Origin of the sequence: Halogranum gelatinilyticum, assembly GCF_900103715.1 — an archaeon.
GTDB lineage: Archaea > Halobacteriota > Halobacteria > Halobacteriales > Haloferacaceae > Halogranum > Halogranum gelatinilyticum.
The window spans coordinates 65,992-88,525 of the sequence record NZ_FNHL01000001.1 but is presented as its reverse complement, the minus strand read 5'-3'; the positions used below and the strand labels follow the sequence as shown (position 1 = coordinate 88,525).

General features: G+C 67.1%; 22 protein-coding genes. 15 read left to right on the top strand and 7 right to left on the bottom strand.

The features are described 5' to 3' along the window. Positions 1-123 precede the first annotated feature (123 nt). The gene (locus BLR57_RS00410; RefSeq protein ID WP_089693037.1) at positions 124-369 is read left to right on the top strand and encodes a ferredoxin; all 246 of its coding nucleotides are present in this window, start codon (positions 124-126) and stop codon (positions 367-369) included. Positions 370-706: 337 nt separating this feature from the next. Beyond that, entirely contained in the window at positions 707-3,253 is a 2,547-nt protein-coding gene (locus BLR57_RS00405) for a DEAD/DEAH box helicase (protein WP_089693035.1), read from the top strand. A 17-nt stretch (positions 3,254-3,270) separates the two neighbouring features. Here the strand turns inward: BLR57_RS00405 and BLR57_RS00400 are convergent, their stop codons facing one another. After that, complete coding sequence (locus BLR57_RS00400) at positions 3,271-4,017, bottom strand: Sjogren's syndrome/scleroderma autoantigen 1 family protein (RefSeq protein WP_089693033.1); 747 nt, start codon at positions 4,015-4,017, stop codon at positions 3,271-3,273. A gap of 141 nt (positions 4,018-4,158) precedes the next feature. Here BLR57_RS00400 and mdh point away from each other — a divergent pair, with 141 nt between their 5' ends. Together mdh and BLR57_RS00390 are read left to right on the top strand one after the other, a co-directional pair. Then, positions 4,159-5,073 (top strand): malate dehydrogenase, encoded by a 915-nt coding sequence (mdh, locus tag BLR57_RS00395; protein WP_089693031.1) that lies wholly within the window; start codon positions 4,159-4,161, stop codon positions 5,071-5,073. A 124-nt stretch (positions 5,074-5,197) separates the two neighbouring features. Continuing rightward, entirely contained in the window at positions 5,198-6,190 is a 993-nt protein-coding gene (locus tag BLR57_RS00390; protein ID WP_089693029.1) for a CPBP family intramembrane glutamic endopeptidase, read from the top strand. Here BLR57_RS00390 and BLR57_RS00385 read toward each other — a convergent pair. Genes BLR57_RS00385 through BLR57_RS00375 form a run of 3 tightly spaced genes read right to left on the bottom strand, consistent with a single transcriptional unit; the run spans position 6,168 to position 8,462 of the window. Further along, complete coding sequence (locus tag BLR57_RS00385) at positions 6,168-6,395, bottom strand: hypothetical protein (protein ID WP_089693028.1); 228 nt, start codon at positions 6,393-6,395, stop codon at positions 6,168-6,170. The genes BLR57_RS00390 and BLR57_RS00385 overlap by 23 nt on opposite strands. A gap of 39 nt (positions 6,396-6,434) precedes the next feature. Continuing rightward, positions 6,435-6,686 carry a hypothetical protein gene (locus tag BLR57_RS00380; RefSeq protein ID WP_089693026.1) on the bottom strand — a complete coding sequence of 84 codons (252 nt, stop codon included), beginning with the start codon at positions 6,684-6,686 and terminating at the stop codon, positions 6,435-6,437. A gap of 39 nt (positions 6,687-6,725) precedes the next feature. Further along, positions 6,726-8,462, bottom strand: coding sequence for an excinuclease ABC subunit C (locus tag BLR57_RS00375; RefSeq protein WP_089693024.1), 1,737 nt, complete (start codon positions 8,460-8,462; stop codon positions 6,726-6,728). Between the two features lie 114 nt (positions 8,463-8,576). Between BLR57_RS00375 and BLR57_RS00370 the strand changes: the two genes are divergently transcribed. The 4 genes from BLR57_RS00370 to BLR57_RS00355 all read left to right on the top strand — a co-directional run bounded on the left by BLR57_RS00370 (position 8,577) and on the right by BLR57_RS00355 (position 12,841). Next, positions 8,577-10,265: a methyl-accepting chemotaxis protein gene (locus BLR57_RS00370; protein ID WP_089693022.1), complete on the top strand. Its 1,689-nt coding sequence runs from the start codon at positions 8,577-8,579 to the stop codon at positions 10,263-10,265. Positions 10,266-10,685: 420 nt separating this feature from the next. Beyond that, positions 10,686-10,955, top strand: a complete 270-nt coding sequence (locus BLR57_RS00365) for a DUF7967 family protein (protein WP_089693020.1) — start codon at positions 10,686-10,688, stop codon at positions 10,953-10,955. Between the two features lie 120 nt (positions 10,956-11,075). After that, positions 11,076-12,020 (top strand): ABC transporter ATP-binding protein, encoded by a 945-nt coding sequence (locus BLR57_RS00360; protein WP_089693018.1) that lies wholly within the window; start codon positions 11,076-11,078, stop codon positions 12,018-12,020. Continuing rightward, positions 12,017-12,841, top strand: a complete 825-nt coding sequence (locus BLR57_RS00355; protein ID WP_089693016.1) for an ABC transporter permease — start codon at positions 12,017-12,019, stop codon at positions 12,839-12,841. Before BLR57_RS00360 ends, BLR57_RS00355 begins: the two co-directional genes overlap by 4 nt. 29 nt (positions 12,842-12,870) lie before the next feature. On the opposite strand, the gene ligA is transcribed toward BLR57_RS00355, so the two are convergent. Next, a complete protein-coding gene (gene ligA, locus BLR57_RS00350; protein WP_089693014.1) occupies positions 12,871-14,961 on the bottom strand; it encodes an NAD-dependent DNA ligase LigA in 2,091 nt (696 codons plus the stop codon). A gap of 85 nt (positions 14,962-15,046) precedes the next feature. On the opposite strand from ligA, the gene BLR57_RS00345 reads away from it, so the two are divergent. The 5 genes from BLR57_RS00345 to hisA all read left to right on the top strand — a co-directional run bounded on the left by BLR57_RS00345 (position 15,047) and on the right by hisA (position 20,301). Continuing rightward, positions 15,047-15,502, top strand: a complete 456-nt coding sequence (locus BLR57_RS00345; protein ID WP_089693013.1) for a hypothetical protein — start codon at positions 15,047-15,049, stop codon at positions 15,500-15,502. Between the two features lie 69 nt (positions 15,503-15,571). Next, positions 15,572-16,852, top strand: a complete 1,281-nt coding sequence (locus tag BLR57_RS00340) for an O-acetylhomoserine aminocarboxypropyltransferase/cysteine synthase family protein (RefSeq protein ID WP_089693011.1) — start codon at positions 15,572-15,574, stop codon at positions 16,850-16,852. 2 nt (positions 16,853-16,854) lie between these two features. After that, positions 16,855-18,072, top strand: a complete 1,218-nt coding sequence (gene metX, locus BLR57_RS00335) for a homoserine O-acetyltransferase MetX (RefSeq protein WP_089693008.1) — start codon at positions 16,855-16,857, stop codon at positions 18,070-18,072. A gap of 110 nt (positions 18,073-18,182) precedes the next feature. Next, the gene (locus tag BLR57_RS00330) at positions 18,183-19,487 is read left to right on the top strand and encodes an O-acetylhomoserine aminocarboxypropyltransferase/cysteine synthase family protein (RefSeq protein ID WP_089693006.1); all 1,305 of its coding nucleotides are present in this window, start codon (positions 18,183-18,185) and stop codon (positions 19,485-19,487) included. A gap of 91 nt (positions 19,488-19,578) precedes the next feature. Continuing rightward, positions 19,579-20,301, top strand: a complete 723-nt coding sequence (gene hisA, locus BLR57_RS00325; RefSeq protein WP_089693004.1) for a 1-(5-phosphoribosyl)-5-[(5-phosphoribosylamino)methylideneamino]imidazole-4-carboxamide isomerase — start codon at positions 19,579-19,581, stop codon at positions 20,299-20,301. Positions 20,302-20,314: 13 nt separating this feature from the next. On the opposite strand, the gene BLR57_RS19160 is transcribed toward hisA, so the two are convergent. After that, positions 20,315-20,485, bottom strand: a complete 171-nt coding sequence (locus tag BLR57_RS19160; RefSeq protein ID WP_170830529.1) for a hypothetical protein — start codon at positions 20,483-20,485, stop codon at positions 20,315-20,317. Positions 20,486-20,609: 124 nt separating this feature from the next. Between BLR57_RS19160 and hisB the strand changes: the two genes are divergently transcribed. After that, on the top strand, positions 20,610-21,200 hold the full coding sequence (hisB, locus tag BLR57_RS00320) for an imidazoleglycerol-phosphate dehydratase HisB (protein ID WP_089693002.1): 591 nt from the start codon (positions 20,610-20,612) through the stop codon (positions 21,198-21,200). Between the two features lie 5 nt (positions 21,201-21,205). Here hisB and BLR57_RS00315 read toward each other — a convergent pair whose 3' ends face one another. Beyond that, positions 21,206-21,859 carry a hypothetical protein gene (locus BLR57_RS00315; protein ID WP_089693001.1) on the bottom strand — a complete coding sequence of 218 codons (654 nt, stop codon included), beginning with the start codon at positions 21,857-21,859 and terminating at the stop codon, positions 21,206-21,208. A gap of 96 nt (positions 21,860-21,955) precedes the next feature. Here BLR57_RS00315 and BLR57_RS00310 point away from each other — a divergent pair, with 96 nt between their 5' ends. Continuing rightward, complete coding sequence (locus tag BLR57_RS00310; RefSeq protein ID WP_089692999.1) at positions 21,956-22,456, top strand: TrpY family transcription regulator; 501 nt, start codon at positions 21,956-21,958, stop codon at positions 22,454-22,456. Positions 22,457-22,534: the final 78 nt, after the last annotated feature.

Sequence of the window (22,534 nt, the reverse complement as noted above, 5' to 3'; positions counted from 1 at the left end):
CCTGACTCCACCATCCATCCACCATCCATCCACTAACCCGTCCGTCACCCATCTACTACCACCCACCACTCATCCATCACCCCATCCACCACCGCTATGTAACCCACCGCCCAACCCTGTCCCATGAAAATCGAATACGACCGCGAGACCTGCATCGGGATGTTCCAATGTGTCGACGAGTGGGACGCCTTCGAGAAGAACCTCGACGACGGCAAGGCGGACCTCGTCGACGCCGAGGAAGTCGACGAGCAGGTCTTCGTGCGCGAGGTCCCCGAGGACGCCGAGTTCGACGCGGAGTTCGCCGCGCGGGTCTGTCCCGTCGACGCCATCACGGTCTACGACGACGACGGCGAGCAGCTCATCCCGTAACCGGAAAGGGTCGCCAACGGGCGATAGCACCCAGGAGACGCCGGTCTGTCCTCTGACCGACACAACCATTATATATCTCGGTTGAGAGTCACCGTCTGAGGGTGAGATTATGAGCGAGCATACACCAGACCGAATCGCGGAGTGGGCGGACCTCGTCGGTGCGGAGGTTCCGGACGTCGCCGACGACGGTGACGCCGCCACAGAACAGCCACTCAACTGAGCGAGCCGAGCGAACTGCGTTCCGTCGCCGCGTCGACGGCGGTTCGACCCCGACCGACGTCTTTAGTTTCACCACGCTTCGCCAACTCTTATCCACGAAGACGACGAACACGGCCTAATGGCCGCCACCGACGACGTCGCGTACGTCGAGCATCCTCTCCTCGCCCCCGGCTTCATCGAGCGTCGCCTCTACCAACTCCGTCTCGCGGGCGCGGCCCGCGACGAACACACGCTCGTCTGTCTCCCGACGGGTCTCGGTAAGACCACCGTCTCTCTCCTCCTGACCGCCGAACGCCTCCACGAGGTCGGCGGCAAGTCGCTCTTTCTCGCCCCCACCAAACCGCTCGTCCAGCAGCACGCCGAGTTCTACCGCGAAGCCCTCGAAATCCCCGACGACGACATCGTCGTCTTCACCGGCGAGGTCCGCCCCGACGACCGCGCGGAACTCTGGGAGTCGGCCCGTATCGTCATCGCCACCCCCCAGGTCGTCGAGAACGACCTCGTCGGCAACCGCATCAGCCTCCGCGACGTCACCCACCTCACGTTCGACGAGTGTCACCGCGGCACCGGCGACTACGCCTACGTCTACATCGCCGAACGCTACCACGCCGACGCCGCCGACCCGCTCGTGACCGGGATGAGTGCCTCGCCCGGCGGCGACGAGGAGTCCATCCTCGAAGTCTGTGAGAACCTCGGGCTGACCGAAGTCGCGGTGATGACAGAGGACGACGCCGACGTCGCCGAACACACCTACGACACCGACGTCCGGTGGGAGAAGATCCAGCTTCCCGACGAGATTCTGGAGATCCGCGACGCCATCAACGAGGTCATCGTCGACCGCCTGGAGCAGCTGAAGGAACTGGGCGTCAGCGGCACGACGAGTCCGGACCTCTCACAGAAGAAGCTCAACGCGATGCGCGGCAAATTGCGGAAGATGATGGACAACGACCAGTCGAAGGGCTACAAGGGGATGTCCATCCACGCCGAAGTGATGAAGCTCCGCCGGGCCGTCGAACTGGTCGAGACCCAGAGCGTCGAATCGGTCCGCCGATACTTCGAGCGACAGCGCAACGCCGCCCGCTCGTCGGGAGCCTCGAAGGCCAGCCAGCGGCTCGTTTCGGAGCCGAAAGTCCGCGAGGCGATGCGGAAAGCCGAGTCGTTCGACGCGCTGCACCCGAAGTTCTCGAAGACGCGCATCCTGCTCGCCGAGACCCTCGGCATCAACGACGGTGAGCGCGTCATCGTCTTTACCGAGTCTCGCGACACCGCCGAAGCCCTCACCGAGTTCCTCTCGCAGTCCTTCTCGACCCAGCGGTTCGTCGGGCAGGGCAACAAGGAAGGCTCCGACGGGATGAGTCAGAAAGAGCAACAGGAGACCCTCAACGCCTTCCGCAACGGCGAGTTCGAGGTGCTCGTCTCGACCTCTGTTGCCGAGGAGGGGCTGGACGTCCCCGAGGTCGACCTCGTGCTCTTCTACGAACCCGTCCCGACGGCCATCCGCTCCATCCAGCGGAAGGGCCGGACCGGCCGCCAGACCGAGGGCAAGGTCATCGTCCTCATGGCCGAGGACACCCGCGACGAGGTCTACTTCTGGATCTCGCGCCGCCGGGAATCGAAGATGGAGAACGAACTCCAGAAGCTCAAGACCGCCGCCGACGAGTTGGAGCAACAGCTCGACAAGAGCCAGAAGTCACTGGGTGAGTTCAGTAACGGCGACGGGGGCGGCGAGAGCCGACAGAAGCGGATGCAGCCCGGACTGGCTGACTTCGACGGCCGGGACGGTGAGAGCGAGGACGACGCTGAAGCCGCCATCGAGACGGACGAGACCGCGACCGCACAGGCGACGGAGATGGCGGCCGAAGCCGTCGACGACACCGAGACTGCGAGCGACGGCGAGACCGACGTTGCCGACAGCGACGTTGCTGACGCCGATGCCGACAGTACCGACACCGACGCTGACAATACGACCGACGCCGACAGCGTCGTCGCCACCGCCGAGAGCGACCCCGAGGAGGAGACGGTCGAGATCGTCGTCGACCAGCGGGAACTCGACTCCAACATTGCGCGGGACCTCTCGCAGCGCGACGGCGTCCACACCCGGCTGGAGACGCTGGCCGTCGGCGACTACATCCTCTCGGACCGCGTCGCCGTCGAGCGCAAGTCGGTCTCGGACTTCCTCGACACGCTGACCGGCGGCGACCGCTCGATGTTCGAGCAGGTCCGCGACATGTCGCGACACTACTCGCGGCCGGTCGTCATCATCGAGGGCGAGGACCTCTACGGCGAGCGCAACGTCCACCCGAACGCGATTCGGGGGGCCATCGCCTCCTTGGCTGTGGACTACGGCGCGAGCGTCCTTCGGACCGAGAACGAGGGCGACACGGCCGACCTCTTGGAGGTCATCGCCTCCCGGGAGCAGACGAAACGCCAGCGGACCGTGAGTGCCCACGGCGAGAAGAGCGCGAAGACGCTCTCCGAACAGCAAGAGTACGTCGTCGAGTCAATCGCCGACATCGGGCCTGTCACGGCCCAGTCGCTCCTGGAGCACTTCGGCAGCGTCGAGGCCGTGATGATCGCGCCGAAAGACGACCTCCTGGAGGTCTCGGGCGTCGGGAAGGTCACGGCCGACCGGATTCGCGAGATAATCGGCAGCGACTACGAATAGTTGGCGCGGAGAGTTCTCTACCGACGCAGCGCGGCCAACGTCTCGGCGGCCTCGTGGGCGGCCGCGAGCAACTCGCGAGCACGTCGTGGGTCGTCGGTCTGTTCTGCTTCCTCGGCGTAGCGCGTCACCGTCCGCCGGAGCGACGCGCGGGCGGCGTCGAGGTCCGCGGTGCCTGTATTCGGTTGCGTCGTCGGCGGCTCGGCCGACTCGGACTCCGTCGCTGGCACCGGCGGCTGCGTCGGCTCGACGTCGGCTTCGGTGTTCCGCGCCGCGTCGTCTGTGCCGCCAGCCGCCGGTTCGGTCGTCGTCGCGTCGGCTGTCGTCGCTTCGGTCGCCGTCGCGTCGGCTGTCGCCGCCTCGGTCGTCGTCGCGTCGGCTGTCGCTGCCTCGGTCGTCGGCGACTCGGCGGATTGGGCGTGCTCGGATTGGCCGGTTCCCGTCGCTTGCGTGGCCTGCGTCGCCTGTGTCGTCTGCGCTGGCTCTGCGGCCTGTGCCGACTCGGGCCCCTGCTCTTGCTGTCGGCCCTCGGGGTTGCGGAGCTGAATCTGCCCGCCCGCGACGGTCGCGTCTTGGCAGGAGGGACAGAACTCCTGGCCGTCGAAGCGGAAGACCGGGTCGCCACAGCGGTTGCAGTGGCTGTTGGTCATCGTCGCGCCCTTGAGCAGCAGTTCGCTCATCCGCTTCGTGCTCTGGCGTTTCTCCTCGTCCTTGGCGAACTTCTCTCGCAACTTCTCCCGTTCGGCCTCCTTGTCGAACTCGCTCATGTCTCATCACTCGTTCTTCGCGTCGAAAAAGACCACGGCACGCATTTGTTCGACGTCTGTCGAACCCTCATGACGTCAGAGGGGGCGAGAGACGGCCGTTCCGAAGCGTTTAATCAGCATCGCAGGGCAGGTTTACGTGGTATGTCGAAAGTTAGCGTGGTCGGTGCCGCAGGGACGGTCGGTGCCGCCGCAGGTTACAATCTCGCGCTTCGTGACGTCGTGGACGAACTCGTCTTCGTGGACATCCCGAAGATGGAGGACAAGACGGTCGGGCAGGCCGCCGACACGAACCACGGGATCGCCTACGACTCGAACACGACGGTCGTACAGGGCGACTACTCGGCCACCGAGGGCTCGGACGTCGTCATCATCACGGCCGGGATTCCGCGCAAGGAGGGCCAGACCCGTATCGACCTCGCGGGCGACAACGCGCCCATCATGGCCGATATCGGCTCCTCGCTCGCGGAGTACAACGACGACTTCGTCTCCGTGACGACGTCGAACCCGGTCGACCTGCTCAACCGCCATCTCTACGAAGCGGGCGACCGCGACCGCCACAAGGTCGTCGGCTTCGGCGGCCGCCTCGACTCCGCGCGCTTCCGCTACGTCCTCTCCGAGCGGTTCGACGCGCCCGTCAAGAACGTCGAAGCGACGATTCTCGGCGAGCACGGCGACGCACAGGTCCCCGTGTTCTCGAAGGTCCGCGTCGACGGCCGCGACCCTGAGTTCAGCGAGGACGAGCGAGAAGAGATCCTCGGCGACCTGCAGGAGTCCGCGATGGACGTCATCAGCCGCAAGGGCGCGACGCAGTGGGGTCCGGCGACGGGCGTCGCCCACATGACCGAAGCCATCCTCCGCGACACCGGCGAAGTGCTCCCCGGCTCGCTCGTCCTCGACGGCGAGTACGGCTACGAGGACACCGCCTTCGGCGTCCCGGTCAAGCTCGGCTCGAACGGTATCGAGGAGGTCGTCGAGTGGGACCTCGACGACTACGAGCAGGAACTGATGGACGACGCCGCCGAGAAGCTCCGCGACCAGTACAACAAGATCGCGTAACCGGGCGACCGGACGACACCGCACTACGGCGACGACACCGCACCGCGGCCGTCTCGCCTGCACGCGGGCGGTCGCGACCCGACGCACCCGACGTTTTTTCGCCGCTGCCGTCCTCGGTAGTGGTATGTCCCTCCCCGTCTCTCCCGACGAGTCCGTCGAAACGCGGCGTATCGGGGTTTTTCTCGCCGTCGCCTACGGCGTCGCGTGGGCCACGGGCCTCACCATCTACGCCACCGGCGGTCTCGTCGACAGCCCCGAACTCCTCCCCGGTCTCGGCATCACGCTCGCGACCGTCCTCCTGCCGACGGCGTATATGTTTGCCCCCGCCGTCGGCACCGTCGTCACGCGCCTCGCGACCGGCGAGGGCTGGGCGAACCTCGGGGTCCGTCCCCGTTTCAGACCCTCGTGGCGGACCTACGCCCTCGCGTGGTTCGTGCCCGCGCTCTTGACGCTCGTCGGCGCGGCGGTCTACTTCGCCGTCTTCTCGGCGACCTTCGACCCCGAGCTGACGGCCTTCACCGAGGCGGTTCGGGCGGCCTCCGGCGGCGAACTCCCGCTCGACCCGTGGACGCTCGTCGCCATCCAGCTCGTCGCGGCGGTCACCATCGCCCCGCTCATCAACGCGCTGTTCGCCTTCGGCGAAGAGCTCGGCTGGCGCGGCTATCTCCTGCCGAAACTGCTCCCGCTCGGCCGACGGCAGGCGACGCTCGTCGTCGGTCTCGTCTGGGGGGCGTGGCACTGGCCGCTCATCGCGATGGGCTACAACTACGGCTTCAGCTATCCGGGCGCGCCGTGGACCGGCTTCCTCGCGATGTGCTGGTTCACGCTCACGACGGGCGTCTTCCTCGCGTGGGTGACGCTCAAGAGTGAGAGCGTCTGGCCCGCCGCCATCGCCCACGGAGCCATCAACGCCGTCGCCGCCATCGGCGCGCTGTTCGTCGCCGGGCAGCCGAACCCGCTGCTCGGGCCGACTCCCTTGGGCGTCGTCGGCGGCGTCGGCTGGACCGTCCTCGCGGCGTGGCTGCTCTGGCGGAGCGAGGTCTTCACGGCGTCGCCGCCGCTGGCCGAGACGGCTGGCGAGGTGACCGGCGACGCTACCACAGCAGAAATGCGGTGAGCACGGCGACGGCGAGGACGGCGACGCCGACCAAGACCGAGTTCCCAGTGAAGACCGCTCCGAGGACGAGCGGGAGGCCGACGAAGCCGACCACGAGACCGACGACGCCGTAGCCGTAGCTCTTGAGTTCCGAGCGAACCGCTCGCTGTGACTCCTCGCGTACGATGTCGCGCAGTTCGTCGTCCGACAGGTCGCTGGAGGGCATCGGAGTCGACAACGCGGAGACAGGTGAAAAGCGCGTCGCTCAGCGGGACGGCCACAGATCCGAGACGAGAAACGCGGTCCCGAGGGCCACGAGTGCGAGCGAGACGACGCCGACGTACCGCAGCGGTCCGATCGCGAACAGGGCGAGCGAGGCGGCGTTGATTCCGAGGATAACGAGCAGGACCGCCGCGACGAGATAGCCGAGCGAGGTCAGTACCGACCGGACGCTCCGCCGGATCTCGTCGCGGGCGATAGCGCGTATCTCGTCTTCGGTGGGTTCGGTGGAGGGCATCGGCTTTGCAAACTCGTGGTGGCGGAATAAACCGTTCGCCTACAGCCGCGACTTGAGTGCCTCGGCCGTCTTCTCGCCGACGCCCTCGACGTCCCGGAGGTCATCGACCGACGCCCCTCGCACGCCGTCGACGCTGCCGAACCGTCGGAGCAGCCGTTTTCGGGTCTCGGGACCGACGCCGGGTACGTCGTCAAGGACGGTCTTCACGTCGTCGCGGAGGGTCTGGTGGTACTGGACCGCGAAGCGGTGGGCCTCGTCGCGGACACGCTGGAGGACGTGGAGATGGGGCGCGTCCTTGGGCCAGTCGTAGACCCGTGAGTCGGTGATGACGAGCTCCTCGTCCTTCGCCAGCGCGATGGCGGGCACGTCCCAGCCGACCTCGTCGAGGGCGTCCTGTGCCGCGGCGAGTTGGCCGTCGCCCCCGTCGATGAGAAGCAGGTCCGGGTCGGGTCGGTCGTCGCGCCCCGAGACCGCGCGCTCGGCCCGCCACCGAATCAGCTCGCGCATATTGGCGTAGTCGTCGTTACGCTCGGTGAGTTTCTTTCTGCGGTAGCCGGACTTTTCTGCGGACCCGCCGACGAAACAGACGTCGCTGCCGACGACGGACTTCCCTTGGGCGTGGCTCACGTCGAAGCCCTCGATGCGTTCGATGCGGGGCAGTCCGAGCGCGTCGGAGAGCGCGCCGAGTTCGTCGCCGCGGGCGGGACCGCGACGGGCGTTCTTGAGTGCCAACTCGACCAGCTTGGCCTCCCGGCCCGCACCGGGCACCCGCACCGCGACGCCCTCGCTGTCGAGCCACGCCAGGAGTTCCTCGTCGTCGGGGCGTTCCGAGAGGAGAAGCGCGTCGGGCAACTCGCGTTCGGCGTAGTACTGTGCGACGAAGGCGGCCAAGACCTCGGCGACGCCCTCCTCGCTGCCCTCGGGTGCGTCGAGGCGGTGGCGCGAGCGGTCGACGAGCTGGCCGCGCTCGCTGTGGAGGCGGGCGACGGTGGCCTTCTCGCCCTCGACGGCGGCCCCCAAGACGTCGACGGCGCGCTCGCCGGACTGGGAGGCGACGGCCTCGCCACCGCCGCCGTGGAAGGATTCCACGACGTCGAGTCGGTCGCGCAAATTGGCGGCGCGCTCGAACTCTTGGGCCTGCGCGGCCGCCTCCATCTCCCGGCGGAGCGGGTCCGAGAGCACGCCCGTCTCGCCCTCGAAGAACCGCACCGCGCTCTCGACGTCCTCCCCGTAGCTGGCCTCCGTAATCTCGCCCGTGCAGGGCGCAGTGCAGAGACCCATCTCGTAGTCCAGACAGGGTCGGTCGCGGTTCGCGTACTTGTGGTCCGAACAGCCCCGCAGGCCGTAGGTTTCCCTAATCGCCTTGACGACGACTTCGACGCGTCCCTTGTCGGTGAACGGCCCGAAGACCGTCGCGGCCTCGTCGGGGTCGCGGGTGACTTCGATGCGGGGAACGGGGTGGGCGGTGAGCTGGACCAGCGGGTAGGACTTGTCGTCCTTCAGCCGGACGTTGTAGCGCGGCTGGTGGCGTTTGATGAGGTTCGCTTCGAGCAGCAGTGCCTGCGTCTCGGTGTCGGTGACGGCGAAGTCCAGCCGGTCGGCGCGGGCGACCATCCGGCGGATGCGGTCGCTGCGGGGGTCGGCGTAGGAGCGGACCCGACTTCGGAGGTCGACGGCCTTGCCGACGTAGAGGACGGTATCGCCCTCGTGGAACTGGTAAACACCGGGGTCTCGGGGGAACTCGCTCGCACGGGCGCGGACCTCGCTGACGTCCATCTGTGCACAGTTGTGTCCGCGGACGCTTGAGGCTGACGTCCTCGCCTGCCTGCGATTATCAGCACTGAAATTTGCCGCGAAAGGTTAAGGGTCGGGTCGCATCGATACGGCAACATGCTCCGCGAATCGGTCCGCCAGTTGTTCTCCCGACTCGGGTTGCGTGACCCGACGACAGCCTCGATGACCGACGGTGGCGTCACCGTCTCTGAGCCCGCAGGCGGCTCTTCGTCCGACGGCTCTGCTACCGCCAACTCCGCCACCGACGACGCGACGGCGGCCGCCGAGAGCGGCTTCGAGTTCCCCGACGACGCCGCGGCCGCTGGCGACCCGGACGCCGAGACCGCCGCCGACTTCGACGTCGACGACGAGATTCTCCTCGACAGCGTCGGGATGCCGGTCTTCATGCTCGACGTCGACGGCGCGGTCGTCGCCTGGAACTACGACATGGAACAGTTGACGGGCGTCTCCGCAGCCGACGCGCTCGGCTCGACGGACGCCAGTCGGGTCTTCTACTCCGAACGGGGCGGCACGCGGACGCTCGCGCAGAAGGTGCTCGAAGCACCCGAGTCGGCCGACCGGCGGTTCGGCGTCGACCGCGAGGCTGGCACCTCGGCCGCCTACGACGAGGGCGGCGCGCCGCTGTTCGTCGACGAGGAGACGCTGACCGACCGCTCCGGCGAGGACCGGTATCTCCGCTACACCTCGATGCCGCTGTACGAGGACGGCGACCTCGTCGCGGTCGTCCAGACCGTCCGCGACCGGACCGACGAAGTCCGGCGACACCGCGACGTCGAAGAACTCGTCGACGAGGTCCAACAGACGCTGCACGCGCTGGTCGACGGCCATCTCGACGCGCGGGCCTCCTACGACGCCGACGGCCGCGTCGTCGACGACACACTGCTCCTCGTCGTCGACGAACTCAACCGGATGGCCGAAGGGTTCGAGGACGTCGCCATCCGCGTTGACGACGAGACCCAGTCGCTCGCGCAGGCCGTCGAACGGACCGCGACGGCCGCAAACCAGATCGCCCGCAACGTCGAGGAGCAGAACGACCTGCTCGCGGAGGGAGCCAGCGAGATGCAGCGGTTCAGTGCCAGCATGGAGGAGGTCGCGGCCACGGCCAATCAGGTCGACGCCGCGGCGACGCAGGCACGTGACGCCGCCACCGACGGCCTCGACGCCAGCGAGGGTGCCCGGGAGGCGACCGAGGAAGTCGTCGACATCGGCGACGAGCTGGTCGACAGCGTCACCGACCTCGGCGACCGGATGGACGACATCGAATCCGTCGTCGAAGTCATCTCGGACGTGGCCGACCAGACGAACCTCCTCGCGCTGAACGCCAACATCGAGGCCGCCCGCGCGGGCGAGGACGGCGACGGCTTCGCGGTCGTCGCCGAGGAGGTCAAGAACCTCGCCGACGAGACGCGGAGCCACACCGAACAGATCACGAGGAGCATCGAGGAACTCCAGGCGCAGACGGACTCGACGGTCGACGCCGCCGAGGAGTCCCACCAGCGCATCGACCACGCGGGCGAGCAGATCGGCGACGTGCTCGAAGCCTTCGAGGAGATTGCGGCCTCCATCGACGAGGCCGCCGACGGCATCGCGGAGGTCTCGCGGGCCACCGACGACCAGGCGACGACGGTCGAGGAACTGACCGCGACCATCGAGAACGTCCAGGAGCGCGCCGAGGAGACGGAGGACGCGACGGGCCACATCGTCGACGCGACGGACGACGGGACCGCGGCCATCGACGAACTGAGCGCGACCGTCAAAGAACTGCGCGGCGAGACGTCGTACTGAGCGGCGACTGCTGACCTTTCTACCGGATTCGACTGATGCACCAGCCAGCGTGGCGCGTGGCTTCGCGGCGACGGCCGCGAGACACGCACGCGAGGGACGAGTGAGCGAGTGCAACGAGCGAAGGAGTCGGCTGGGGAGGACGTGGCTGTTGCTGTCGGGGAGGACTGAAAGGGGACGCGTTCTCGGCGAAGCACGACGATGCAAGCACCGCAGCCGAGTGAAACGAGACGATAAGCACAGCGAGGGTCTCGTGAGCGGAGCGAACGGGACTCAGCGAGACCGCAGGTCTCGCCAGACGCGCGAGCCGAGAACGCGTGGGCTTTCGAGGTATTCTGAAACTCGTCATTCCCAACTGAGAAAACAGTTCGTTCGACTCCCAGCATCAACGTCGCTAAGTGCCCGATGCCCCAACCCCTTCCCATGACCGACACCGTCCGCCTGTGGCTCGTGGAGCGCAGCTACGACGACCGGAACCTCATCACCCTCGTCTACGCGACGCCCGAGGGTGACGGGATGCTCCAGAAAGAGATCGCGGCGACCATCATGCACCAGCGCGGCTCGGCCGCCACCGCGGCCATCGACGTCGAACCCGACCGCGTCGACGACGTCGCCGACGAGGCGGACCGCGAACGCTACGCCACCGAGGCCGCCCGGATGGCCGAGCAGCACGACCCCGACGACGAGGTCTAACGCTCGACCAACCCACCGGACAGCAGCCGTTTTCCACCGTCTCGGCCCGTAGAACGCTATCAATCTGTTGGCTCTGTAGAGACCTAAACTCTTTATGCGGTGGTGGGACAACCGGCATCCATGGCCGCTATCGAACTCACCGGCGTGACGAAACGCTACGGCGACGTCACCGCCGTCGACGGCCTCGACCTCACGGTCTCCGAGGGCGAGGTGTTCGGCTTTCTCGGTCCCAACGGGGCCGGGAAGTCGACGACGATCAACATGATCCTGGACTTCGTCGGGCCGACCGAGGGCGACCTGACCGTCCTCGGACTCGACGCCCGCCGAGACAGCGTGGCGGTCCGCCAGCGGACCGGCGTCCTCCCGGAGGGGTTCGACGTCTACAACCGCCTCACCGGCCGCAAGCACGTCGAGTTCGCCATCGACTCGAAAGATGCCGACGACGACCCCGACGCTATCCTCGAACGCGTCGGTATCGCTGACGCCGCCGACCGGAAAGCGGGCGGCTACTCGAAGGGGATGCGCCAGCGGCTCGCACTCGGGATGGCGCTCGTCGGCGACCCGGACCTGCTCATCCTCGACGAGCCCTCCTCCGGACTCGACCCCGCGGGCGCAAAAGAGATGCGTGACATCGTCCGCACCGAGGCCGACCGCGGTGCGACGGTGTTCTTCTCCAGCCACGTCCTCGGGCAGGTCGAGGCGGTCTGTGACCGCGTCGGCATCATGCGCGAAGGGTCGCTCGTCGCCGAGGACAGCATCGAAGGCCTCCGCGAGGCCGCAGGCGGCGAGGAGACGCTGGAGATCACGGTCGACAGCGCGTCGACCGAGGACGTCGACGCCGTCCGCGAACTCGACGGCGTCGTCTCCGCGTCGGGCGATGGCGGCAGTCTCACCGTCTCCTGTGAGGGCGGTGTGAAGACCAAGGTGCTCTCGACGCTGGAAGACCGCGGTGTGACCGTGAAGGACTTCGAGACCGTCGAAGCCTCTCTCGAAGACTTGTTCCTCTCGTACACGGAGGACCGCGTCGACGCGGACGCCGAAGACGAAGAGGAGGTGACGGCATGAGCTGGCAGGCCGTCGCCCGCAAGGACTTCGAGGACGCCGTCCGCTCGCGGTGGCTCCTCGGGCTGACGACGCTCTTTACGCTGCTCGTCTCGCTGGCAGTCTACATCGTCCGACCCGCGGGCGGCGGGACGTTCAGCTCCAACGCCGTCCTCAACTCTATCGTCGTCAAGGACGGCGTGACGACGACGCTGATCCCGCTCATCGCGCTCGTCATGGCCTATAGTGCCGTCGTCGGCGAGCGCGCCAGCGGGAGCCTGAAACTGCTGCTCTCACTGCCGCACTCCCGCGCGGACGTCGTGTTCGGGAAGGTACTGGGTCGCTCGGGAGCCATCGCGCTGCCGGTCGTCGTCGGATTCCTCCTCCCGGCGCTGCTCTTGGCACTCGGCCCGCTGAATTTCGCGGTCGGCTCCTACGTCGGCTACACTCTGCTCACGGCGTTCCTCGGCTGCGTCTTCGTCGGTATCGCCGTCGGCTTCTCGGCCGCGATGGCCTCACAGCGACTCGCGATGGCGGGCGCGATGGGTCTCTACCTGCTCTTCGTCCCGCTGTGGGGCGCGGTGCAGTTCCCACTCCAGATCTACCTGCAACTCAGCGGCGGCGTCCCCGGCTGGCTACCGTTGACCGGCCCGGAGATATTCCGACTGCTCCGACTCCTCAATCCGACGGGGTCGTTCAAGATCGTCTCCGGCGCGTTCCTCAACGGCCAGCTGTTCACTGGCGGGAGCGCGAACCTGCACGTCGCGGCGGCGACGATGCTCGTCGGCTGGCTGCTCCTGCCGCCGCTTCTGGGCCTCTGGAAGTTCGAACGGGCTGATCTGTAGTCGGCGGAACGCCCGCTCGGTAACCGCTTTTACTCCTCGTCTTCCGGCGGATACTCGATCCCCTTCTCCGCGAGGAACTCGGCAAACTCCTCCTCCGTCAGAATCGGCACGTCGTTGGCCTCGGCGTCGTCGCGCTTCGACTGGCCGGGGTTGTCGCCGACGACGAGATAGTCCGTGTTGCCCGAGACGCTGCCCGTCGCGTTCGCGCCGTAGGCTTGCACGAGGTCCTGCGCCTCACCGCGGGTGACGTCGAGCGAGCCGGTGAAGACGAACGTCAGCCCGTCGAGCGCGTCGCGTCCCTCCTCGTCAACCTCTATCTCTGTCGGACTCACGAACGCTAGCAGGTCGTCGATGACGGCGGCGTTCTCGGGGTTGTCGAAGAACTCCCGCACCTTCTCGGCGACTTTCGGGCCGACGTCCGGCACGTCCTGTAGCTCCGCCTCGCTGGCCGCCCGCACGCGCTCGAAGCTCCCGAACTCGCGAGCCAGATTTCGGGCCGTCGCGCCGCCGACGTCCGGGATGCCCAGTGCGGCGAGGAAATCCCCCAACTCGGGTTCGCGGGTGGCCTCAATCTCGCCAACGAGGTTGTCCGCGCTCGTCTCGCCCCAGCCCTCCAGTTCGGCGACCTCCTCGCGGGTCAGCCGGTAGAGGTCCGGCAGCGTCCGGACGAGACCAGCCTCACGGAGCTGTTCGACGCGCTCGCCGCCGAGCCCTTCGATGTCCAGCCCGCCGCGACTGGCGTAGTGGATGATAGCCTGTTCCAGTTGCGCTTCGCAGGCCAGCCCGCCCGTACAGAAAGCGATGGGACCGTCGCGCTCGACATCGCTCCCGCAGACGGGACAGGTCTCCGGGAACTCGAAGTGTCCCTCGCTGTTCTTTTCGACGACCTCCGCGACCTGCGGGATGACGTCGCCCGCGCGCTTGACCCGGACCGTGTCGCCGACGTTGACGCCGAGGCTCTCGATCTCGTCGGGGTTGTGGAGCGTCGCCCGCGAGACCGTCACGCCGCCGACGTCGACCGGGTCGAGCAAGGCGACGGGCGTCAGCCGACCTGTCCGCCCGACTTGGACCACGATGTCCTCTATTGTCGTCACCTCGGCACGGGCGGGGAACTTGTAGGCGAAGGCCCACCGGATCGACCGCGAGGTCGCACCCAGCTCCTCGCACTGCGCGCGGTCGTTGACCTTGAGAACTGTTCCATCGATCTCGTAGTTCAGATTCTCGCGCCGCTCCTGCATCCGGTCGCGGTAGTCGATGGCGGCTTCGATGTCGTCGACGAGTTCCACGTCCCTCGTCGTCCGCAGCCCCCAGTCTTCCAGCTTCGCGTACTCCTCCCAGTTCGTCTCGGGATGTTCGGAGGCCTCCATCACGTCGTAGAAGTAGCAGTCCAGCGGCCGCTCGGCGACGACCGAGGGGTCGAGCTGGCGGAGGCTCCCGGCCGCCGCGTTGCGCGGATTAGCGAAGGGGTCCTCGCCCGCCTCGACGCGCTCGCGGTTGTACTCGGTGAACGCGTCCCGCGGCATATAGACCTCGCCGCGGACGGCGAGGAACTCCGGGTGGTCGCCGCGGAGCCGCTGCGGAATCGACCGAATCGTCCGCACCTGCGCGCTGACGTCGTCACCCTCCTCGCCGTTGCCGCGGGTCGCCGCGCGGACGAACTCGCCGTCCTCGTAGACGACCTCCAGGGAGAGACCGTCGAACTTCGGCTCGCAGACGTACTCGACCTCGCCCATGTCGCCGACCCGTCGTCGCACTCGTTCGTCGAAGGCGCGGACGTCGTCGGCCTCGCCGCTCTGGTCGATAGAGAGCATCGAGACGACGTGTTCGACCGTCTCCAGTTCATCGATTGGCTCGCCGCCGACCCGCCGAGTGGGGCTGTCCTCGGTCGGCAGGCCGAAGACGTCCTCCAGCTTCTGGAGCCGCGCAAAGAGCGCGTCGTAGGTCCGGTCGGCGATGGCGGGGTCGTTCTCGACGTAGTAGCGGTGGTCGTGCTCGCGGATGGCTTCTCTCAACACTTCGGCCTGTGCTCGTGCCTCCTCTTTGTCCAGTTCCTCGACGGCTTCGAACTCCGTCGCGGGGTCGTGCAGGTAGGGGTTCTCGTCGGACGCCTGCTCGCTCATTGGTGGGGGTTCGGAGACCGGTGACAAAAACGACGCGACGACGAGGGCACAGAAGACTTATTCCGAACTCACTGACAGCTGTCGTATGCGACGCGCCCTCCTCCTGCTGTTCGTTCTCGCGGTCGTCCTCGGCGGCTGTCTCGGTGGCCCGGTCGGCTCGCCGACCGACCAGACGAGTTCCCAGACGACCGACGTCTCGACGACGACAGCCGCACCGACCACGCCCAGCGAACTTACCGAAGACGATGTGCAGACACTCGCCCTCGACGCCGAACGCGCGGCAATTCGCGACCGTCTCGACGAGTACGACGAGTACGGTCTCGGCTGCTGTACGGCTTCGACCGAAGCGACCGTCGTCGACGCGAACGCGACGCACTATCTCGTCGACGTGCAGGTCGCCTACTGGTACACGGCCACCTACGAACAAGGGGGCAACACCACAGTACGCGACGAGGCCGACGGAGCCTCGCAGGCGACGTATCTCGTCGGTGAGGACGGCAGGGCGACCGAGTGGCACGGGTCGGCGACGCTCTCCGACTGAGTGACGACCACCCGCAGCCGTTGCCGTAACTACGGGTTATAAGTCACTTCAGAAATATGCGTCTGGTACATGACTCGCGGCTTCCACACCCGGAGCCTCCACGCCGGACAGGACCCGGACCCCGCCACAGGGGCGCGAGCCCCGCCCATCTATCAGACGTCGTCGTACGTCTTCGACGACGCCGACCACGCGGCTGCCCTGTACGCGCTCGACGAGGAGGGTGACGTCTACTCGCGGATTTCGAACCCGACGACCCGGATGCTCGAAGGGCGACTCGCCTCGCTTGAGGGCGGCGTCGACGCCGTCGCCACCGCCGCCGGGATGGGCGCGCTCGACTCGCTGACGAGCATTCTCGCATCTGTCGGCGACAACATCGTCGCATCCGCCGATATGTACGGCGGCACCTCCACCTACTTCACGAAGATGTCCTCGCGGCGTGGCATCGAGACGCGCGTCGTCGAGACCCTCGACTACGACCAGTACGAGAAAGCCATCGACGAGGACACCGCGTTCGTCCACGTCGAGACCATCGCCAACCCGTCGCTCGTGACGCCGGACTTCGAGCGCGTCGCCGAAATCGCCCACGAGCACGCCGTCCCGCTCGTCGTCGACAACACCTTCGGCACGCCCGCGCTCTGCCGACCCATCGAACACGGCGCGGACATCGTCTGGGAGTCGACGACGAAGTGGCTCCACGGGTCGGGGACGACCCTCGGCGGCGTCGTCGTCGACGGCGGCACCTTCCCCTGGGACCATCCTGAGGCCGACTACCCCGAGATTTCGGGCGAGAACCCCGCCTTCGGCATCGACTTCACCGAACGCTTCGGCGAGCGGGCCTTCGCGATGACCGTCCGCCAGCGCGCCGTCCGCTCGCTGGGGAACCAGCAGTCGCCGTTCGACGCCTGGGTGACGATGCAGGGCATCGAGACGCTTCCGTTGCGGATGCGCCAACACTGCGAAAATGCAAGAACAGTCGCCGAGTTCCTCCGCGACCACGACGAGGTCGGCTGGGTGCTCTATCCCGGCTTCGAGGACCACCAGACCCACGACAACGCTTCTAAATACCTGGACGGCGGCTACGGTGGTATGATTACGTTCGGTCTCGCGGACGGGTTCGAGGCCTCGAAGCAGCTGTGCGAGCAGGTCGAACTCGCCTCCTTCCTCGCCAACATCGGCGACGCGAAGACCCTCATCATCCATCCGGCGTCGACGACGCACGCCCAGTTGAGCGAGGAGGAGCAGCGTGCCGGCGGCGTCCGGCCTGATATGCTTCGACTCTCGGTCGGTATCGAAGACGCAGACGACATCATCGACGACCTCGCTCGGGGCATCGAGCGGGCGACGGAGTGACCATGCCGGTCGACGCCGTCGCCGACGTCGCCGAGTTGGGTGAGTTCCGCTTCGAGTGCGGGGAATCCATCGACGAACTGGAAGTCGCCTACGAGGCCTACGGCGAGTTCAATGGGTCGAACGCCGTCCTCGTCTGCCACGCGCTCACCGGGAGCCAGAACGTCGCCAGCCACCGGACGCAGGGCACGGCCGGACAGGCGCGAGCCTGGTGGTCCGACATCGTCGGTCCCGGCAAGGCCATCGACACCACGGAGTACTACGTCGTCTGCGCGAACGTGCCGGGGTCGTGTTACGGTACCTCCGGCCCAGCCAGCGACGCGCCGGACGGCGAACCCTACGGCACGCGATTCCCGCCGGTTACCATCGGTGACTGGACGCGCGCCCAGCGTGCTCTGCTCGACCATCTCGGCGTGGGCCGACTCCACGCCGTCGTCGGCGGCAGCGTCGGCGGGATGAACGCGCTCGACTGGGCCGTCCGCTACCCCGACGACGTCCAGCGCGTCGTCTCCGTCGCCGCCGCCGCGCGCCTCGACCCGCAGTGTCTCGCGCTCGACGGCATCGCCCGCCGCGCCATCACGACCGACCCCGACTGGCAGGGTGGCGACTACTACGGAACTGGAGAGAAACCGAAAGACGGGCTGGGCCTCGCCCGACAGATCGGCCACGTCATGTATCTCTCGAAGGAGTCGATGGATCAGAAGTTCGGCCGCCGGTCGGCCGGTCGCGACATGGTGCGCGACGCCTTCCCCGCGGACCCCGCGGCGGACTTCTTCCCGTACCGCGACGTGGAGTCGTATCTCGACTACCAGTCGGAGAAGTTCGTCGAGCGGTTCGACGCCAACTCGTATCTCTACTTGACGCGGGCGATGGACGACTACGACCTCTCGGAGGGCTACGAGTCCGACGCCGCCGCGCTCGCGGCATTCGAGGGCGAGGCACTCTTGATGTCCTTTACCGCCGACTGGCATTTCACGACCGACCAGTCCGAATCCGTCGCCGAGGCCTTCCGCACTGACGACGTCCCCGTCGCCCACCACGTCGTCGAGTCCGACCACGGCCACGACGCCTTCCTCGTCGAACCCGAGAACGTCGGCCCGCCGCTGCGGGACTTCCTGCAGTCGGGCGTTCGCGGCCGGGCGGTGACGGACACCGAAAAGGACGACGACGCTGGCGAGGAACCCGACTTCGCGCCGGTCCACAACAGCCTCTTCTCGGGGTGAGCGGGCGGCTCACGGTCGCCACCGCCACCGCGACTTCCTGCCGTCGCAGATAGTGGCAGCACCTGTGTCTGTGCTACGGTTTTACACTCTCCCGGTGTGTGTCGTCGCGTATGTCCGACGACGAACCCGACACTCGTGGCTTCGCGACCCGGAGCCTGCACGCCGGTCAGGAGAAGCCCGACTCGGCGACGAACGCCCGCGCACCGCCGCTCTACCAGACGACCTCGTACGTCTTCGACGACGCTGACCACGCCGCCAGCCTGTTCGCGCTCGAAGAACCGGGCAACATCTACTCGCGGCTGATGAACCCCACGTCGTCGATGCTGCAGGAGCGTCTCGCGTCGCTGGAGGGCGGCATCGGCGCGCTCACGACGGCCTCCGGGATGGCGTCGCTCGACCTCTTGACCTTCCTGCTCGCCTCCGTCGGCGACAACATCGTCTCGGCCTCGTCGCTCTACGGCGGGACCTACACCTACCTCACCCACACCGTCGAACGTCGCGGCGTCCACACGCGCTTCGTCGACACGCTCGACTACGAGGCCTACGAGGAGGCCATCGACGACGACACCGCCTACGTCCATCTCGAAACCATCGGCAACCCGGCGCTCGTGACGCCCGACATCCAGCGCATCGCCGACATCGCCCACGAGCACGGCACACCGCTCGTCGTCGACAACACCTTCGCGACGCCGTATCTCTGCAACCCGTTGGAGCACGGCGCGGACCTCGTCTGGGAGTCGACGACGAAGTGGATTCACGGCTCGGGCACCACCGTCGGTGGCGTCGTCGTCGACGGCGGCGAGTTCCCGTGGGACGAGTACGCCGACGACTACCCCGAAATCGCGAAGCCGAACCCGGCCTACCACGGCGTCAACTTCTCGGAACGCTTCGGCGCGGCGGCGTTCACCTACGCCGGAATCGCCCGCGGCCTGCGCGACCTCGGGAACCAGCAGTCGCCGTTCGACGCCTGGATCACGATGCAGAAGCTGGAGACGCTGCCGATGCGGATGCGCCAGCACTGTGAGAACGCCCAGGTCGTCGCGGAGTTCCTGGAGGACCACGAGAAGGTGTCGTGGGTCAACTACCCCGGCCTGGAATCCCACGAGACCCACGAGGAAGCCAGCGAGTATCTCGACGGCGGCTACGGCGGCATGATCACCTTCGGTCTCGCCGACGGCTACGAGGCCGCGAAGGCCACCGTCAACAACGTCGACCTCGCGAGTATGCTAGCCAACGTCGGCGACGCGAAGACGCTCGTCATCCATCCGGCGTCGACGACCCACCAGCAGCTCAGCGACGATGAACTGGCCGCCGCGGGCGTCACCAGCGACATGATCCGCCTCTCGGTCGGTATCGAGGACGTCGAAGACATCGTCGCGGACCTGGAGCAGGCAATCGCCACGGCAACGCAGTAGACACCGATCAGCCGGGTTCGACACCGGCGAACTCGGCCGACCACCTGCCGCAACCGGTTCTCTTTACTCGCCGACTCGCACAGACAGGGATATGAGCCACTTCCCCGAGTTCGAAGTCATCCCCGCCGTCGACATGCAGGACGGCGAGGTCGTCCAACTCGTCCAGGGCGAGCGCGGCACCGAGAAGACCTACGGCGACCCGGTCGAGGCGGCCGAACGCTGGGTCGACGAAGGCGCCGAAACCCTCCACCTCGTCGACCTCGACGGCGCGTTCGAAGGCGAGCGGAAGAACGCTCCCGCCGTCGACGCCATCCTCGACGCCGTCGCCGTCGACGTCCAGCTGGGTGGCGGCATCCGTACTGCCGAGGACGCCATCGACCTCTTGGACCGCGGCGTCGACCGCGTGATTTTGGGTACTGCTGCCATCGAGAACCCCGACATCGTCGAGGAGATTTCGGACGCTCATCCCGACAGCGTGATGGTCTCTCTCGACGCGAAGGACGGCGAAGTCCTCGTCTCGGGCTGGACCGAGTCGACGGGTCTCGACCCCGCGGAGGCCGCCGAACGCTACGAGGACCTCGGTGCTGGCGCGATTCTGTTCACCGACGTCGACGTGGAGGGGCAGTTAGAGGGCGTCCAGACCGACACTGTCCAGCGAGTCACCGAGGCGGTCGACATCCCGGTCGTCGCCTCAGGCGGCGTCGCGACGCTGGAGGACGTCGCCGCGCTCCGTGAGGCCGGAGCCGCCGCTGTCGTCGTCGGGACGGCACTCTACGAGGGACGGTTCACGCTGCGCGAGGCGATTGCCGTCTGAGCGGCGAGGAGGGTCAGGCCGTCCGCCAGACCCACTCCCAGACGCGCTGTGAGAGGTCGGGGACGACCGAGGCGATTGCGAGCACGACGAGCGGGAGACCGAAGACGACGCCCTCGACCGTGAGCGAGCTCACGAAGAAAACGCCGGCAACGAACGTCAACGCCGTCAGGGCGACCCGCTTCATATCCAGACCGTTCGGGACCATGATATATCAATCCGAAGCAGACGCGCGTCTGACGTTCGATAACGGGGGCTGTCATGCTCACAACGAGCGCAACCGTATTACCACAGGGCGACAACCCTGAGATATGACCGACCGAACCGCCTCCGTCACCCGCGAGACGGCCGAGACGACCATCGAGGTCACGCTCGACGTCGACGGGTCCGGCGAGAGCGACGCCGAGACCGGCGTCGGCTTCTTCGACCACATGCTCGACGCGTTCGCCAAACACGGCCTGTTCGACCTCACGGTCGCCTGCGACGGCGACCTCCACATTGACGACCACCACACCGTCGAGGACGTCGCCATCGTCCTCGGCGAGGCCTTCGCGGAAGCCTTGGGCGACAAGAAGGGCATCGTCCGCTACGCCGACCGGAAGGTCCCGCTGGACGAGGCCGTCGCCTCGGTCGTCGTCGACATCTCGGGTCGCCCGTTCTTCGAGTTCTCGGGCGACTTTTCGCAACCCTCTATCGGCGACTTCACGAGCCACATGGCCGAACATTTCGCCATGTCGCTGGCGATGAACGCCGGGCTGACGCTCCACATCGGCGTCGAGGGCGACAACGCCCACCACGAGGTCGAGGCGATGTTCAAGGCACTCGCCCGGAGCCTCGACGACGCGACCCGCATCGACGAGCGTCGCGCCGACGACACGCCGAGTACGAAGGGCGCGTTGTAAGCGACCTAGTTCTTCCGCAGGACGCCGCCGTCGACGACGATGACGCCACGTTCGTCCGCGTAGTCGATGATCTCGGCGACGTGGTCGTCGTCCAGTTCGTAGGCTCCCGCCGCGAGCTCGGCGAACTCGGCGCGGTCGACGGGGAACTGTCGGTTGTTCAGGAGCCGCATCACCTTCCGGAACTGCTTGGGTTCCGTGGGCGTCTCGGACGCTGCTGGTTCGTCGTCCGTTGGCTCTACTGGCTCTGCTGACTCCTCCGACGCGGACTGGCCGTTGAGAATCGCGTCGCTGGCGGCCAGCGGGTCGTCTTCGTCACCTTCGTCGTCTTTACTCCGGCCGATGGCGATTCCCTCGGCGCGGGCGTCGGTGTCGATGGCGGCGTTCGTGGCCGGTTCGTCGGCGTCGTTTTCACTCTCGTCGCCGACACCGTCGACACCGTCATCGTCGTCGGCTGGCTCCTCGGCGGCAGCCGCGTCCTCGTCTGTCGCGCTCGCGCCGTCGAGGAACGGTTCGAGCACGGTTTCGAGCGTGTCGTAGCAGTGCGAACAGAGGGCGACGCGACGCTGGTCGGCGTCGGTTCGGATGCGTTCGTCGGGGACGACCTCGTAGGTCCCGACCGCGTCGTCGCCACAGAAGTCACAGGAGTGGACTGCGCGCATGGCCGGGAGATGGTCGGTCGGGGCGAAAAGTGTGGGGGGTCGGCCGGACACACCCACACCGTTAAACCGCCCGCTGTCGCACTGAAAAGCGAAACCATGTTCGACGAGATAATGGGGAAGTTCGAGGGGAGTCCGAGCCAGCAGGCCGTGATCCGCCTCCTCCTCGAACGCGGCTTCTCGGTCAACGACGAGGGCCGCGTCGTCTCCGGCGGCATCGAGATTCCCAACACGGGCATCGCCCGCGAGATCGGCGTCGACCGCCGCGTCGTCGACTCGACGACCAACGCCATCCTCGACGACCCCGAACTGAAACGCATCTTCCAGAACATCTCGTCGATTCCGAGCCTGATGGACCTCGCGCCGGTGCTCGACCTCACCGTCCTCACCATCGAGGTCGAGGACGCCGACGAACCCGGCATCGTCGCGAAGGTGACGACGATGCTCGCCGAGGGCGGTATCAGTATCCGCCAGACCATCAGTGAAGACCCCGAGTTCACCGACGACCCCAAACTCTACCTCGTCACCGACGACCCCGTCCCCGGCGACCTGCTCGTCGAGATCCGCAACCTCCCGTTCGTCCGTAAGGTCGAGTTCTGACCCCTCGACCGCCGCTTTCGAAAACTGTACCACCGGATTTCGGCGGAATAGGCAGCTTCTTTGGTCTCCTCCGTCCAG

Coding starts and splice junctions, on each gene's coding strand:
- BLR57_RS00330 (WP_089693006.1), top strand. CDS start 18,183: ATGTCCGACGACGAACCCGACACTCGTGGCTTCGCGACCCGGAGCCTG.
- hisA (WP_089693004.1), top strand. CDS start 19,579: ATGAGCCACTTCCCCGAGTTCGAAGTCATCCCCGCCGTCGACATGCAG.
- BLR57_RS00375 (WP_089693024.1), bottom strand. CDS start 8,462: ATGGACGTCAGCGAGGTCCGCGCCCGTGCGAGCGAGTTCCCCCGAGAC.
- BLR57_RS00310 (WP_089692999.1), top strand. CDS start 21,956: ATGTTCGACGAGATAATGGGGAAGTTCGAGGGGAGTCCGAGCCAGCAG.
- metX (WP_089693008.1), top strand. CDS start 16,855: ATGCCGGTCGACGCCGTCGCCGACGTCGCCGAGTTGGGTGAGTTCCGC.
- BLR57_RS00360 (WP_089693018.1), top strand. CDS start 11,076: ATGGCCGCTATCGAACTCACCGGCGTGACGAAACGCTACGGCGACGTC.
- BLR57_RS00410 (WP_089693037.1), top strand. CDS start 124: ATGAAAATCGAATACGACCGCGAGACCTGCATCGGGATGTTCCAATGT.
- mdh (WP_089693031.1), top strand. CDS start 4,159: ATGTCGAAAGTTAGCGTGGTCGGTGCCGCAGGGACGGTCGGTGCCGCC.
- BLR57_RS00365 (WP_089693020.1), top strand. CDS start 10,686: ATGACCGACACCGTCCGCCTGTGGCTCGTGGAGCGCAGCTACGACGAC.
- BLR57_RS00355 (WP_089693016.1), top strand. CDS start 12,017: ATGAGCTGGCAGGCCGTCGCCCGCAAGGACTTCGAGGACGCCGTCCGC.
- BLR57_RS00315 (WP_089693001.1), bottom strand. CDS start 21,859: ATGCGCGCAGTCCACTCCTGTGACTTCTGTGGCGACGACGCGGTCGGG.
- BLR57_RS00380 (WP_089693026.1), bottom strand. CDS start 6,686: ATGCCCTCCACCGAACCCACCGAAGACGAGATACGCGCTATCGCCCGC.
- BLR57_RS00370 (WP_089693022.1), top strand. CDS start 8,577: ATGCTCCGCGAATCGGTCCGCCAGTTGTTCTCCCGACTCGGGTTGCGT.
- ligA (WP_089693014.1), bottom strand. CDS start 14,961: ATGAGCGAGCAGGCGTCCGACGAGAACCCCTACCTGCACGACCCCGCG.
- BLR57_RS00405 (WP_089693035.1), top strand. CDS start 707: ATGGCCGCCACCGACGACGTCGCGTACGTCGAGCATCCTCTCCTCGCC.
- BLR57_RS00340 (WP_089693011.1), top strand. CDS start 15,572: ATGACTCGCGGCTTCCACACCCGGAGCCTCCACGCCGGACAGGACCCG.
- hisB (WP_089693002.1), top strand. CDS start 20,610: ATGACCGACCGAACCGCCTCCGTCACCCGCGAGACGGCCGAGACGACC.
- BLR57_RS00385 (WP_089693028.1), bottom strand. CDS start 6,395: ATGCCCTCCAGCGACCTGTCGGACGACGAACTGCGCGACATCGTACGC.
- BLR57_RS19160 (WP_170830529.1), bottom strand. CDS start 20,485: ATGAAGCGGGTCGCCCTGACGGCGTTGACGTTCGTTGCCGGCGTTTTC.
- BLR57_RS00400 (WP_089693033.1), bottom strand. CDS start 4,017: ATGAGCGAGTTCGACAAGGAGGCCGAACGGGAGAAGTTGCGAGAGAAG.
- BLR57_RS00345 (WP_089693013.1), top strand. CDS start 15,047: ATGCGACGCGCCCTCCTCCTGCTGTTCGTTCTCGCGGTCGTCCTCGGC.
- BLR57_RS00390 (WP_089693029.1), top strand. CDS start 5,198: ATGTCCCTCCCCGTCTCTCCCGACGAGTCCGTCGAAACGCGGCGTATC.